This is a genomic window from Nocardioides renjunii, from assembly GCF_034661175.1.
GTDB lineage: Bacteria > Actinomycetota > Actinomycetes > Propionibacteriales > Nocardioidaceae > Nocardioides > Nocardioides renjunii.
This window is the reverse complement of sequence record NZ_CP141058.1, coordinates 2,107,668-2,121,657: the sequence shown is the minus strand read 5'-3', so window position 1 is coordinate 2,121,657 and position 13,990 is coordinate 2,107,668. Positions and strand designations below refer to the sequence as shown.

The following is a 13,990-nucleotide window of genomic DNA, read 5'->3' as shown; positions in this document are numbered from 1 at the left end:
GGTGGTGCCTAGTGCGCGGCGGGGGGTACGACGACCGTGCCGGTCGCCGTGGTGGCCACCAGCGGCGGGTCGAGGACCTCCGCCGCGCCCGGCGCGTCGGGGGTCGCGGCACCGCGCCCGACGACGTGCACCGCGAAGTCCATCACCCGGCTGCGGGTGCCCTCGCGCACGAGCGTGGCGGTGATCTCCAGGAGGTCACCGGCGCGCACCGGAGCCGTGAACTGCACGTCGGAGTAGGACGCGAAGAGCCCCTCGTCGCCGTCCAGCACGATGCACATCTCGGTCGCGACGTCGCCGAAGAGGCCGAGACTGTAGGCCCCGTCCACCAGGTTGCCCGCGTAGTGGGCGTGGGAGTAGGGGACGTAGCGGCGGTGGGTGACGACCGTGCCGACCCTCGTGTCGTCGCTCATGAGGCCTTCTCCTGGGTGCTGGGGCTGCTGCCGGGGGTGCGGGGGGTGGTGAGCCGGTGGACGATGAACGACGCGACCTCGCCGGGCGTCGTACCCCGGGTGAAGACACGGTCGACGCCGAGCTCCTCGGCCATCGTCTCGTCGAAGCGCGGCCCGCCGACGACGAGCAGTGGCCGCCTGGCCGCGGGGTAGGCCTCGCGGAAGGCCGCCGACATCTCACGGGTGTTGAGCAGGTGGGCGTCGCGCTGGGTGACGACCTGCGAGACGAGCACCGCGTCGGCCCGCTCCTCGCGCGCCGCCTCCACGAGCTGGGGCACGGAGACCTGGGCGCCGAGGTTGACCACCTTGAGCTCGCGGTAGTACTCCAGGCCCTTCTCCCCCGCGAACCCCTTGATGTTGAGGATCGCGTCGATGCCGACGGTGTGCGCGTCGGTGCCGATGCAGCCGCCCACCACGACCAGGCGGCGGCGCAGCGCCCGCTTGATCGCCGCGTTGGCCTCCTTCGGGGTCAGCAGGGGGTAGTCGCGCTCGACGACCTCCACGGTGCTGGGGTCGACGAGGTGGTTGACCCGCCCGTAGACGACGAAGAAGGTGAAGCCCTCCCCCATCGGCTTGGCGTGCACGACCAGCGCCGGGTCCATGCCCATCTTGTTGGCGAGCTGCACGGCGGCACCCTCGGCCACCTTGGAGTGCGCGATGGGCAGGGTGAACGACATCTGCACCATGCCGTCGCCGGTGGTGTCGCCGTAGGGCCTGATGAGGCTCATCGCTGGTCTCCGGTTCCAGTGGAGGCGCCTTCGGCGCCGTCTCGAAGGGCGAGGATCTCGGTGGCCGGGTTGTAGTAGCCGTCGGACTTGCGGGCGACGCCCTCGAGGCCCTTGCCCTTGTCGGCGGGCCGCTTCATCAGGCCGAAGGTGCCGTCGGCGATCGCCGACAGCAGCGGCGGCTCGCCGGGGACGCTGCGGTCGGCCTTGATCTCCTCGAGCAGCCCGACGGCGTCGCCGAGCACCTCGCGGGCGCGCCGGGCGATGAAGCCGTCGGGCGCCGGGTGGAAGTCCTCGTGCAGGTTGCCGGCGGCGTTCATGACGTAGCGGACGTTCTGCAGGGCCAGGTCGCGGTCGGAGATCCACGGCGTCACGACCGCCTCCGTCATCATCCCGACGAGCAGGATCCCCTGGCCGGTCAGCGCGCCGACGAGGTTGAAGAAGCCGTCGAGGAGGTAGCCCTTGAAGACGTCGCCGGTCATGTGCCGGGTGGGCGGCATCCACTTGAGCGGCGCGTCGGGGAACAGCTCGCGCGCGAGCATGGCGTGCGCCAGCTCGAGGCGGAAGGAGTCCGGCACCTCAGGGTCGATCTCGAACGCGTGGCCGAGGCCGAGCTGCCAGTCCTCGAGCCCGGCCTCCTTGGCGAAGTACTCGTTGAGCAGCTGGCTGGTCGTCACCGTGTGCGCCGCCTCGACCGCGTCGGCGGTGGTGAGGTAGTTGTCCTCGCCGGTGTTGATGATGATCCCCGCGCGGGCGTGGATCTGGCGGCTGAAGCGCTGGTCGACGAAGGTGCGCACCGGGTTGATGTCGCGGAAGAGGATGCCGTACATCGAGTCGTTGAGCATCATGTCGAGCCGCTCGAGGCCCGCCAGCGTCGCGATCTCGGGCATGCACAGCCCCGAGGCGTAGTTGGTCAGCCGCACGTAGCGGCCCAGCTCGCGCGACGTCTCGTCGAGGGCGGCCCGCATCAGGCGGAAGTTCTCCTGGGTGGCGTAGGTGCCGGCGAAGCCCTCGCGCGTCGCGCCCTCGGGCACGAAGTCGAGCAGGGACTGGCCGGTCGACCGGATCACCGCGATGACGTCGGCACCCTCGCGGGCGGCTGCCTGCGCCTGCGGGATGTCCTCGTGGATGTCACCGGTGGCCACGATGAGGTAGATCCACGGCTTGCTCGGGGCGTCGCCGACCTTGGCGACCATCCTCTCGCGCGCGACCCGCTGCCGGTCGATCCGCTTGATGCCGGCGGCGACGGCGCGTCGCGAGGCGGCCCGGGCGCGGGTGGCGTCGCGGCCCTCGGGGAGCCGGAACGTGACCGACCCGGCCGCCGCCTTCTGCGCCAGCGTGAGCAGGTCGTCGCCCTCGCCACGGAGCAGGGCGTCCCACACCGGGAGGCTGACGCCGTGCTCGAGGCCGGTGTCGGCGCGTACGACGTCGGCGAGCCGGTTGACCCACGGCGTGCCGTCGGGGTCGGCCCCACCCAGGCCGGCCAGGCGCAGCGTCGCCCGCTCCACCGACACGGTCGTGTGCTGCGTCGCGAGGTCGACGATCGGCTTGCCCACCTGCCGGGCGAGCGTGCGCGCGCGTCGTACGTCGGCGCGGTCGATGCCCAGCCTGCTCGCAGTGCGTGCCATCACAGCCTCCGCTCGAACAGGCCGCGCACGCCGGCGTCGGCACGGAGCAGCTCCATGGCGTAGGCCGCGTGGCCCGGGACGTAGCCGTTGCCGACGAGCATCCGCACGTCTGCCGCGAGGCCCTCGGCGCCCAGCGCCGCGGCGCTGAAGCTGGTGGCCATCGAGAAGAAGATGACGGTGCCACCCTCGGCGGTGGCGAGGATCGCCCCGCCCTCGCAGCCGGGCACGTCGACGCAGACCACGGTGACGTCCGCCGGACCGCCCGCGGCGGTGACCGCGTCCCGAAGGGCGATGGGGTCGCGCGCATCGGCGACGGCGACCGCGTCGGCCAGGCCGGCGCCGGCGAGCAGGTCGTGCTCGCCCTGGTGCGGGACGACACCGATCGTGCGTGCCGCGCCGGCGGCACGGGCGGCGGAGAGGCTGAGGGACCCGGACTTGCCGGCGCCGCCGATCACGGCGACGGTCGGGGCCTGGCCGCGTGCGGCGTGCTCCTCGACGACGCGCGCGGTGAGGGCGGGGGCGCCGCAGACGTCCATGACGCTGAGGGACAGCGCCGGGTCGAGGTCGTCGGGGATGACGGCGGCGATCGAGCGACCGAACAGCACCGCGTAGCCGTCGCACGGGACTTGCTCGCTGCGTCCGTCCCAGCCGGCCAGCCCGTCCTCGATCACCAGCGGGGTCAGGGTGAGGCTGACGAGCGTCGCGACGCGGTCGCCGACGGTCAGGCCGAGCGGCGACTCGGGGCCGACCTCCTCGACGGTGCCGACGAGCATGCCGCCGGAGCCGGTGACCGGGTTCTGCATCTTGCCGCGAGTCGCGACGATGTCGAGCACCTCGGCACGGACGGCGGCGCCGTCGGTCTCGCCGTACGTCGTGTGCGCGCGCTCGAGCTGTCGGAAGGACGCCGCGTCGAGGTTGAGCCGCTCGACGCGGACCCGGACCTCGTCGGGCCAGAGCTCGGCGCGGGTGTCGAGGCGCTCGGCCGCCTGCGGCAGCACGGCGCGGTCGTCGAGCACGCGGTGCAGGCCGGTCGGGTCACCGGTGCGGAGGTCCGTCTGGATGTCCGAGGGGGAGTTCATGCAGGTCATCCTTCTAGGTTCACGCGCTTGTGCCGGAAATCTTGCGGCGCGGCATTGGACTCACCGCACGTTCTCCACGTACTCTCCCAGATGTGTCGCCGCACACACAACCGGCGCGCCGTCAGGCCTGACCCCGGCCGGCACCCAGCACCGGGGCCACTGCAAGGAGACCTCATGACCATCGAGACCGCCAGCCCGCTGGGGCAGGCACTCGCCACCGGCCAGCCTTACCCCTACCAGCGGGTCGAGCTCGTCGAGCCCGACTGGACGCGCTTCCCGGGCTGGTCCGCCGTGACCGCCGAGGAGTGGGCGTCGGTGCAGTGGCAGCGCGCGCACTGCGTCAAGAACGTCAAGCAGCTGCGCGAGCTGATGGGCGACCTGCTCGACGACCGGTTCTACGCCGACCTCGAGCGCGACCAGGCCGAGCGGGCCACCATGTCCATGCTGGTGCCGCCGCAGATGATGAACACGATGGTGCCGACCTTCGAGCCCGCCGGCGCCGGGTCGATGACCGAGGCGTTCTACGCCGACCCGGTCCGCCACTACATGCTCCCCGTCCTCAGCGACCGTCGCACCGACTGGCCCTCACACCCGCACGCGGCGCGCGACTCGCTGCACGAGCACGACATGTGGGCGACCGAGGGACTGACCCACCGCTACCCCACCAAGGTCCTCGCCGAGCTGCTGCCGACCTGCCCGCAGTACTGCGGCCACTGCACCCGGATGGACCTCGTCGGCAACTCCACGCCGGTCATCGAGAAGCTCAAGTTCACCGCCAAGCCCAACGACCGGCTCGGCGACATGCTCGACTACCTCCGCCGCACCCCGTCGGTGCGCGACGTCGTCGTCTCCGGCGGCGACGTGGCCAACATGCCGTGGCCCCGCCTCGAGGCCTTCCTCACCGAGGTCCTGGCCATCGACAACATCCGCGACATCCGGCTCGCGACCAAGGCGCTCGTCGGCCTCCCCCAGCACTGGCTGCAGCCCGACGTGGTGGACGGCGTCAGCCGGGTGGCCTCGATCGCCCGCTCGCGCGGGGTCTCGATCGCGATGCACACCCACGCCAACCACGCGAACTCCGTGACGCCGCTCGTGGCCGAAGCCACCCGCGCGATGCTCGACGCCGGCCTGCGCGACGTACGCAACCAGGGTGTCCTGCTCAACGGCGTCAACGCGGATCCGCACGCCCTGCTCGACCTGTGCTTCCGCCTGCTCGACGGCGCGCAGATCATGCCCTACTACTTCTACATGTGCGACATGATCCCGTTCTCGGAGCACTGGCGGGTCTCGCTCGCCGACGCCCAGCGGCTCCAGCACCACATCATGGGCTACCTGCCCGGGTTCGCGACGCCGCGCATCGTGTGCGACGTGCCGTTCGTCGGCAAGCGCTGGGTCCACCAGAACGCCGACTACGACCTCGAGCACGGCATCTCCCACTGGACCAAGAACTACCGCACCTCGATCGAGGCCGACGACGCCGAGGCGCTGTCGCGCTACTACGAGTACTACGACCCGATCCACACGCTGCCCGAGTCGGGCCAGCAGTGGTGGGAGCAGCACGGCCGCCTCGACGAGGCCTCGCTCAAGGCCGCCGAGATGGCCGAGGCGTCGCGGCGTACGGCGGCTCTGCAGGCCTACTGAGGGCTTCTTCTTCGGGGGGCGCTCGGTTTCCCCGCATATGCGGGGAAACCCGAACATGTCGAGGTGTGTACGCCCCCACAAGATCGAAACCCGCTGGAGAAGTCGCCGCGGGGCGGTGACCCGGCTGTCCACAGATCGCCGCGCACGGGTACCGCTGAGCCAGCGCGGCGGGCGAGCCTGACGTCATGCACCGCCCTTCGCCGCCGGACCTCGACACCGTCGTACGCCTGCGCCGCGAGCTGGTCGAGGACGGCTACACCGACCACCAGCTCGCCCGGCTCGTCTCCGCCGGTGTCCTCCATCGGGTCCGTCACGGCGCGTACGTCGACGCGGCCCTGTGGGACCGCCTGTCCGCTGCCGACCGGCACCGCGTCCTGTGCCGAGCGGCGCTGCGTACGGCCCACCCGCTCGCCGCCCTGACCCACGTGTCCGCCGTGGTCGAGCGCGGCGTGCCGGTGTGGAACATCTCGCTGGACGAGGTGCACCTGACGCGCACGGACGGCAACGGAGGACGACGCGAGGCGGGGGTCGTGCACCACGGCGGGGAGCTGTCGGAACACGACGTGGAGATCGTGAACGGCGTCCGTGTCAGTCCGGCTGCCCGGAACGCCGTCGAAGTCCTGTCGACGGCGACACCCGAGGCCGCGCTCGTCGTCGTCAACGGGTTGCTCCACTCCGAGCAGATGTCTGTCGACGAGCTCGTCGCCGCCGTCGAGGCCATGAAGCACTGGCCGCACACGCTTTCCGCCCACGTGGTTCTCGCTCTCGCCGACGGTCGGATGGAGTCACCGGCGGAGAGCCGGACCTACTACATGTGCCGGCAGCAGCGCCTGCCGCGTCCTGAGCCGCAGGTGGTGATCCGGGATGAGCGAGGGCGGGTCTTCGGCCGGGTCGACTTCGCGTGGCCTCACCACGGAGTCTTCCTGGAGTTCGACGGGAGGATCAAGTACGAGCTCCACCGGCGTGAGGGCGAGACGCTCGACCAGTACCTCCTGCGGGAGAAGAAGCGTGAGGAGCGCATCTGCCTGCTCACCGGGTGGGTGTGCATCCGCATCGGGTGGGCGGACCTCGAGAACCCGGTCGCCACCGCTGCCCGGATCCGCCGGCTGCTGGAGAGCCGTACCCGGCCCGTCGGTGCCTGACTTCTCGCGCGAGTTGTGAGCTTGTCGAGGTGTGCATGCCTCGAGATGTTCGGGTTTCCCCGCATATGCGGGGAAACCCAACAGCAGGACGAGGGCGTCACAACCGCCCCCGCAGCACACCCACCCCCGCCCCCGACACCTCGTCAGACCCGACAGGGCGCCCGTAGACCAGCCGGAGCGCCGCCTCGGCGGAGAGTGTGACCTCCGGGCCGCTGCCGTGCTCCCAGACCCCGGGGACGACGAGGCGTACGCCGGCGACGCGGCGGCGGGCGCTGCCGCCGATCACCGCGTGGAGGGGCCACGGCGTGGCCATCGCGAAGTCCGCGACCGGGCCGAGGGCGTCCGGCGGGACGGAGGTCGCCAGCCCCAGCGGGCGGCGCACGTCGATGCCGTGCACGACCGCGTCCGAGAGCGCGGCGACCAGGGGCATCCCGATCGGCCGGGCGCCGGTCGCGGCGTTCGTGCGCAGCTGGGCGAGGATCGCCTCGCGACCGCGCGAGGACCACTCGACGGCGAGGCCGGCGATCATGGCGTTCATCGAGAAGCGGTGCCGCGCCATCGCGGCCGCCCCGGCCGTGGGGCCGAGGACGGGGGTCCAGGCGAGGTGGGCGGCGACGTCGACCACCCGCCAGCCGGCGCACAGCGACGGCTGGCGCCACTGCTCGTCGGGGAGCCGGTCGAGGTCGGCGACCAGCGCGAGCCGTTCGGAGCGCAGCAGGTCCTGCGAGGGCGGGGCTGGCATGGCGCCTCCCGGGTGGGGCGGCCGGAGCCGCGGGTCAGTCGACGGGTCGGTTCTCGTAGGGGGTCGAGAGCACGATCGTGGTCCGCGTCGAGACGCTGGCCGCGCCGCGGATCTTGCCGAGCAGGTCCTCGAGGTCACGGGGCGTGGCGACGCGGATCTTGAGGATGTAGGACTCCTCGCCGGCCACGGACCAGCAGGACTCGATCTCCTTGATGCCCTGCAGCCGCTCGGGGTAGTCGTCGGGCTGCGACGGGTCGATCGGCGTGATCGAGATGAAGGCCGTCAGGGGCCGGCCGAGCTGGTCGTGGTCGACGGTCGCGCCGTAGCCGAGGATCAGCCCGCGCTGCTCGAGCCGCTTGACCCGCTGGTGCACGGCCGAGGTGGACAGGTCGGTCGCCTTGCCGAGGTCGGTGAAGGACATCCGGCCGTCGGTGGCCAGCAGGGCCAGGATCTGCCGGTCCTTGGACTCGACCTCGGAAGAGCTCACCCGCCGAACCCTAGTCCGAGCCGGACATCGCCTGCACCAGGCGCACGGCGGACGACCCCAGCCCCCACCGCTCGTCCAGGGCCACCACCGCGTCGTGGTCGACGGGCGTACGCGGTCGCGTGAGGTCGGGCGAGCCGAGGTCGAGGTCGCGGCGTACGGCGACGACGCGCGGCGCGACGAGCAGGTAGTCGGCGGCGGCCTTGATCTTCCCCCGCGGACCCGGCCCCATGTCGGAGTCGGGGTCGGCGGCGGCCGCGACGATCGCCTCGACCGTGCCGAACCGGCCGAGCAGCGTCGCGGCGGTCTTGTCGCCCACCCCCGCCACGCCGGGCAGCCCGTCCGACGCGTCGCCGCGCAGGGTGGCCAGGTCGGCGTACTGGTGGGCGTCGACGCCGTACTTCCCGCGCACCCACGCGTTGTCGACCCGCTCGTGCTTGCTGACCCCGCGCGCGACGTAGAGCACCCGCACCTGGGCGTCGTCATCGACGAGCTGGAACAGGTCGCGGTCGCCCGTGACGATGTCGACCGGCATGCCGGCACCGGTGGCGAGGGTGCCGATGACGTCGTCGGCCTCCATCTCTGCGTGGCCGACGACCGGGATGCCGAAGGCCTCGAGCACCGAGATGATGATCGGCACCTGCGCCTGCAGCGGGTCGGGCACCTCCTCGACGTCCGGCCGCGGGCCGGGGACCTCGCGCACCACCCGGTGCGACTTGTAGGAGGGGATCAGGTCGACGCGCCACTGGGGGCGCCAGTCGTCGTCCCAGCAGCAGGCGAGGTGGCTCGGGTCGTACTCCCCCACCAGCCGGCTGATGAAGTCCATCAGCCCACGCACGGCGTTGACCGGAGTCCCGTCGGGGGCCGTGACCGAGTCGGGCACGCCGAAGAACGCGCGGAAGTAGAGGGAGGCCGTGTCGAGCAGCAGCAGGCGGTCGCCGGAGGACATGGCGGCAGCCTCCCACACGCGGACGCCACACCCACGCGTGATCGGTCCGGGTCGGGACCGATCCACCGCCGGGTGGCTACTCGGCGAGCACCGAGTAGGCGATCACGCCCCGCTTGAGCTGCTTGGCCGCCGTGCGCGCGGTGGTGCGCAGCGGACGGTCACCCGCGGCGTCGGCCACCTGCCCGCACAGGTCGAGCAGCTGCTTCATCCACCGCACGAAGTCACCGGCGGACAGCCCGGTGGCCATGAGGACGTCGTCGAGGTCGTCGCCCTCGGCCCAGCGCCACGCCGCCCAGGCGAAGCCGATGTCGGGCTCGCGCAGGAAGTCGAGGCGGTGGTCGCGCTCGAGGGCGTCGAGCCTGCCCCACACGCGGACCAGCTCGCCCAGCACGGGTCGCACCTGGCCGCCCGGCATCTTCGGCGACGACGCGTCGTCGGCGCGCCGGGCCTCGAAGACGAGCGCCGACAGGACGGAGGCGAGCTCGGAGGGGGCCAGGTCGTCGAAGAGGCCCTCCCGGATCGCCTCCGCCGCCACGAGGTCCATGTCGGTGTAGATCCGCCGCAGGTGTGCGCCCTGCTCGGTCACGGTGTCGCCGTCGAGGTAGCCCAGCGCCGTCAGCACGTCGCACACCCGGTCGAAGGTCCGCGCGACGGTGTTGGTGCGGTTCTCCACCCGCCGCTTGAGGGTCTCGGTGTCGCGCTCCAGCTTGAAGTAGCGCTCGGCCCACCGGGAGTGGTCCTCGCGGTCGGGGCACTGGTGGCACGGGTGCGACTTCAGGTCCGCCCGGAGCCGGCCGACCTCCCGGTCGGCGGGGGTGTCGCTGAAGGAGTCGCGCTGCTTCTGGCGGCGCGGCTCGGGGCCGTCGAAGCCGCGCGCCTGCGTGCGCAGCGCCGTGGCCAGGTCGCGGCGCATGGCCGGGTTGCGCCCGTTGAACGACTTGGGGATCCGCAGCCGGCCGATCGCCTCCACCGGCACCGGGAAGTCCATCGGGGCCAGCCGCCGGGCCTGCCGGTCGGCGGTGACGACGTAGGGCCGTGGCTCGTCGCCGGAGTGGCCGGGGTCGATGACGACGGCCAGGCCGCTGAACTTGCCGGCGGGGACGTTGATCACGTCGCCGGGACGCAGCTTGCCCAGCGACGCCATCGCCTCCTGCCGGCGGTCCAGGCGGCGCTCCCGCGCGGCACCCTTCTCCAGGTCGCTGATGCGGCGGCGCAGGGCGGCGTACTCCATGAAGTCGCCGAGGTGGCAGGTCGCCGCCTCGCGGTAGCCCTCGAGGGCCTCCTCCGCCTTGTGCACCTGCCGCGCCAGCCCGACGACGGCCTTGTCGGCCTGGAACTGCGCGAACGACTGCTCGAGCAGCTCGCGCGAGCGCGCCCGGCCGAACTGGTGCACGAGGTTGACCGCCATGTTGTAGGACGGCCGGAAGGACGAGCGGAGGGGGTACGTCCGGGTGGACGCGAGCCCCGCGACCTCCCCCGGGTTCATGCCCGGCTGGTAGAGCACGACGCCGTGGCCCTCGATGTCGAGGCCGCGTCGTCCCGCCCGCCCGGTGAGCTGGGTGTACTCCCCCGGCGTCAGGTCGGCGTGCGACTCACCGTTCCACTTCGAGAGCTTCTCGATGACGACGGTGCGTGCGGGCATGTTGATGCCCAGGGCCAGCGTCTCCGTGGCGAAGACCACCTTCACCAGCCCGTCCTGGAACAGCTCCTCCACCACCTGCTTGAACGCCGGCAGCAGGCCGGCGTGGTGGGCGGCGATCCCGCGGGTCAGCCCGTCGAGGAACTCGTGGTAGCCGAGGACGTGCAGGTCCTCCTCCGGCAGGGTCCGCGAGGCCTCCTCCACCCGGGCGAAGATCTCGTCGCGCTCCGCGGCGGTCGTGAGCCGGGTGTTGGCCTGCACGAGCTGGGTCACGGCCGCGTCGCACCCGGCCCGGCTGAAGACGAACATGATGGCGGGCAGGAGGCCCTCGCGGTCGAGCCGCTCGACGACCTCGACCCGGCTCGGGATCCACACCCGGCGGCCGTTGCCGACGGCGCGGGGGTTCTTCGTCGAGCCGGGCTTGCCCTTGCGCGGCGAGCGCCGGTCGCGCATGAGGCGCGAGCTGGCCCAGTCGTCGCGCGCGATCCGGGTGAGCTCCTCGTTGACGGGAGCGCCCTCCTTGACGAAGCCGGCGCTCGCGTCGACGTCGGAGGAGGCGAAGAGGTCGAGCAGCCGCCGGCCCACCATCACGTGCTGGAACAGCGGCACGGGCCGCTTCTCCTCGAGGATGGTGCTCGTCTCGCCGCGGACCGTGGCCAGCCACTCGCCGAACTCCTCGGCATTGGACACGGTCGCCGACAGCGACACCAGCGTCACCGACTCGGGAAGGTGGATGATCACCTCCTCCCACACGGCGCCGCGCATCCGGTCGGCGAGGTAGTGGACCTCGTCCATGACCACGTAGCCGAGGCCGAGCAGGGTGCGGGACCCGGCGTAGAGCATGTTGCGGAGCACCTCGGTGGTCATCACGACCACCGGCGCCTCGCCGTTGATGACGTTGTCGCCGGTGAGCAGGCCGACGTTGTCGGCGCCGTAGCGCTTGACCAGGTCGTGGTACTTCTGGTTCGACAGCGCCTTGATCGGCGTGGTGTAGAACGCCTTGCGCCCCGTCTGGAGCGCGAGGTGGATCGCGAACTCGCCGACGATCGTCTTGCCCGAGCCCGTCGGCGCGGCGACGAGCACGCCCCGGCCGTTCTCGATCTCCTGGCAGGCGCGCACCTGGAAGTCGTCGAGCTCGAAGCCGTAGAGGCCGGCGAAGTCCTTGAGCATGGGGTACGCCTTCTCCCGCTGGAACGCCGCGTAGCGCTCCGCCGGCGTCAGGTCCTGGTCCTGGTCCTCGGTCATGCGGGGTCCCCTCGGCGTTCTTCGGAGAAGCGGAGCGGAGGAGAAGAACGTCGTGGGGTGCTCATGCCACCACCTCCAGGGCGCCGGGCACGCAGTCGATCGTGAGCGGCAGCGGCCCGAAGCGCTCGCCGTCGGCGTACGAGACGATGCCGGGCGCGGCGACGGTCACCGACCTGACCCGCCGGTGGACGTACTCGGCCACACCGTCGATCCTTCCCGTGAACAGGCGCGGGTAGGACCGCACCAGCTTGGTCTTGCTCATCCGCGTGATGACCACGACGTCGAGCAGCCCGTCGTCGAGCAGCGCGCCCTCGGTGATCCGCAGGCCACCGCCGAACGACGGGCCGTTGCCGACGGCGACGAGCATCGCCTCGTGCTCCGCGGACTCGCCGTCGAGCTGGAGGACGTAAGGGATGGGCCGGAACGTGCGCAGCTCGGCGAGGGTGGCCAGGTTGTAGCGCATCTGACCCCGCGGCCACGCCATCGCGTTGGCCCGCTCGTTGACGATCGCGTCGAAGCCGGCGGCCAGCACGGTGACGAACCAGCGGTCGCCGCTCCGGGCGAGGTCGATCGTGCGCCGGCGCGAGGCGATGACGCGGTCGGCCGCCGCGACCGGGTCGGCGCGGGGCAGGCCGAGGTAGCGCGCGAAATCGTTGCCGGTGCCGCTGGGGATCAGGCCGAGCGGCACGCCGGTGCCGGCCACCGCCTGCACGCCCAGGTGCACCAGCCCGTCCCCACCGCACAGCACGAGCGCCTCGACGCCGTCGGCGACGCAGCCGCGGGCGAGGTCGGCGGCCTCGTCGGCGTCGCGGCCCTCGAGGTTGCGCACCACGAAGCCGCTCTCGCGCAGCCGCGCCAGCGCCACGTCGCGGTAGCGCGCGCCCCTGCCGCCGCCGGCGGTGGGATTGGTCAGCAGCGCGATCTCGCGACCCCGCGCGGCGCGGTCGGGTGCAGCGGGGTCGTGCATGAGCGCGACCCTATCCCCCGCTCCTCAACGACCGAGTCGGAGCAGGGCGGCGTAGCGCTCGGCGTGTGCCCCCACGGCCCGCGCGAGCCGGCCCAGGGCGTCGAGCACGAGCTCGGGGTCGAAGCGCGTCCCCGGCACCGCGAGGACCAGGCGGGCGTCGACCTCACCGATGACGACCTGGTCGTGCCGCCACGCCTGGTGCACGCGCAGCCGGCTCGCGTCGTCCACCACGGGCTCGGGGTAGGCCTCGTCCACGGCGAGCAGGTCGCAGGCGAGCTCCTGCGCCGCGCCCCCCGCGCCGCCCGGGTCCTCGGACGTCAGCCGGCCGCGGACCAGGTGTCCCGAGCGCAGTCCGGCCTCCGCGCGCCACACCACGTCCGAGGTGCCGAGCCACTCCGGCAGGTCGAACGGGTCGAGGTCGGAGATGGTCGCCTGCATGGCACCAGCCTGTCAGACCCGCTCAGATGGCCGAGAGCTCGTCGGGTGACAGCCCGCTGTTGGGCGCCCGGCGGGCCCGGCGCCGGTCGTTGAACCGGGCGATCGCCTCGGAGGCGAAGAAGAGGATGACCATGGGACCGGCCATCAGCGTCATGGTGAAGGGGTCGGCCGACGGCGTCGCGACCGCCGCGAAGACAAACGTGCCGATGATGATCCACGGTCGGTAGGCCTTCAGCGAGGCTCCCTTGACGACGCCGGCGAAGTTGAGCAGCACCACGAAGACCGGGATGTTGAAGGCGAGCCCGAAGACGAACAGCGTGCGGGTGAAGAACTGGAGGTAGTCGTTGAAGTCGATGAGGTTGGTGACGCCCTCGGGGTTGAAGCCGATCAGCACCTCGAGGGCCACCGGCAGCGTGAGGTAGCCCAGTGCGATGCCGGCGAGGAAGAGCGGCCCGGCGACCGCCACGAAGATCCGGCTCATCTTCCGCTCCTGGGCGTAGAGCCCGGGGAGCACGAACGCCCAGATCTGGTAGAGCCAGTAGGGCGCGGTCACGATGGCGGCGGCGAAGCCGCACAGCGTCAGCCACAGCAGCAGCCCGGCGCCGGCGCCGCTGGTGGTGGCGTTGGTCGTGCCCTCGGGCAGCTTGGCCTGGGCCTGCTCGTAGGGACCGTAGACGAGGTCGATCAGGAAGTGCCGGAAGAACAGCGCCACGCCCAGCGCCAGCACGAAGACCATCAGGCAGCGCAGCAGGCGCGCGCGGAACTCACGGAAGTGGTCCGACAGCGCCATCCGGCCGTCCGGGCCGACGTCGTGGTGGGGCCGGCCCGAGAACAGGCCGACCAGACCGGCGATCCTCACCCG

Annotated in this window: 13 protein-coding genes; 2 read left to right on the top strand and 11 right to left on the bottom strand. The window is 72.1% G+C overall.

Annotation, left to right across the window (positions count from 1 at the left end; translation table 11 throughout):
• Window positions 1-8: 8 nt before the first annotated feature.
• From kal to kdd, 4 genes are read right to left on the bottom strand one after another with little or no spacing between them, the layout of a single operon-like run.
• Window positions 9-410, bottom strand: coding sequence for a 3-aminobutyryl-CoA ammonia lyase (gene kal / locus SHK17_RS10095; protein ID WP_172272321.1), 402 nt, complete (start codon window positions 408-410; stop codon window positions 9-11).
• Window positions 407-1,177 carry a lysine 5,6-aminomutase subunit beta gene (kamE, locus tag SHK17_RS10090; RefSeq protein ID WP_172272324.1) on the bottom strand — a complete coding sequence of 257 codons (771 nt, stop codon included), beginning with the start codon at window positions 1,175-1,177 and terminating at the stop codon, window positions 407-409. The genes kal and kamE overlap by 4 nt, the downstream gene beginning before the upstream one ends.
• Window positions 1,174-2,802, bottom strand: a complete 1,629-nt coding sequence (gene kamD, locus SHK17_RS10085; RefSeq protein ID WP_322921966.1) for a lysine 5,6-aminomutase subunit alpha — start codon at window positions 2,800-2,802, stop codon at window positions 1,174-1,176. Before kamD ends, kamE begins: the two co-directional genes overlap by 4 nt.
• Entirely contained in the window at window positions 2,802-3,881 is a 1,080-nt protein-coding gene (gene kdd, locus SHK17_RS10080) for an L-erythro-3,5-diaminohexanoate dehydrogenase (RefSeq protein ID WP_322424218.1), read from the bottom strand. Before kdd ends, kamD begins: the two co-directional genes overlap by 1 nt.
• Window positions 3,882-4,055: 174 nt before the next feature.
• Between kdd and SHK17_RS10075 the strand changes: the two genes are divergently transcribed.
• Together SHK17_RS10075 and SHK17_RS10070 are read left to right on the top strand one after the other, a co-directional pair.
• Window positions 4,056-5,522, top strand: coding sequence for a KamA family radical SAM protein (locus tag SHK17_RS10075; RefSeq protein ID WP_322921965.1), 1,467 nt, complete (start codon window positions 4,056-4,058; stop codon window positions 5,520-5,522).
• A gap of 185 nt (window positions 5,523-5,707) precedes the next feature.
• The gene (locus SHK17_RS10070; protein WP_322921964.1) at window positions 5,708-6,664 is read left to right on the top strand and encodes a hypothetical protein; all 957 of its coding nucleotides are present in this window, start codon (window positions 5,708-5,710) and stop codon (window positions 6,662-6,664) included.
• Between the two features lie 97 nt (window positions 6,665-6,761).
• On the opposite strand, the gene SHK17_RS10065 is transcribed toward SHK17_RS10070, so the two are convergent.
• From SHK17_RS10065 to tatC, 7 genes are all read right to left on the bottom strand, one after another.
• The gene (locus tag SHK17_RS10065; protein ID WP_322921963.1) at window positions 6,762-7,406 is read right to left on the bottom strand and encodes a maleylpyruvate isomerase family mycothiol-dependent enzyme; all 645 of its coding nucleotides are present in this window, start codon (window positions 7,404-7,406) and stop codon (window positions 6,762-6,764) included.
• Window positions 7,407-7,440: 34 nt separating this feature from the next.
• A complete protein-coding gene (locus SHK17_RS10060) occupies window positions 7,441-7,893 on the bottom strand; it encodes an AsnC family transcriptional regulator (protein WP_172272342.1) in 453 nt (150 codons plus the stop codon).
• Window positions 7,894-7,903: 10 nt separating this feature from the next.
• Window positions 7,904-8,839, bottom strand: a complete 936-nt coding sequence (locus SHK17_RS10055) for a 5'-3' exonuclease (RefSeq protein ID WP_172272345.1) — start codon at window positions 8,837-8,839, stop codon at window positions 7,904-7,906.
• 76 nt (window positions 8,840-8,915) lie between these two features.
• Entirely contained in the window at window positions 8,916-11,723 is a 2,808-nt protein-coding gene (locus tag SHK17_RS10050; RefSeq protein WP_172272348.1) for a DEAD/DEAH box helicase, read from the bottom strand.
• A gap of 61 nt (window positions 11,724-11,784) precedes the next feature.
• Window positions 11,785-12,690, bottom strand: coding sequence for a diacylglycerol kinase (locus tag SHK17_RS10045; protein WP_322921961.1), 906 nt, complete (start codon window positions 12,688-12,690; stop codon window positions 11,785-11,787).
• 24 nt (window positions 12,691-12,714) lie between these two features.
• On the bottom strand, window positions 12,715-13,128 hold the full coding sequence (locus tag SHK17_RS10040; RefSeq protein WP_172272354.1) for a hypothetical protein: 414 nt from the start codon (window positions 13,126-13,128) through the stop codon (window positions 12,715-12,717).
• 22 nt (window positions 13,129-13,150) lie between these two features.
• Complete coding sequence (gene tatC / locus SHK17_RS10035; RefSeq protein WP_172272357.1) at window positions 13,151-13,987, bottom strand: twin-arginine translocase subunit TatC; 837 nt, start codon at window positions 13,985-13,987, stop codon at window positions 13,151-13,153.
• Window positions 13,988-13,990 lie beyond the last annotated feature (3 nt).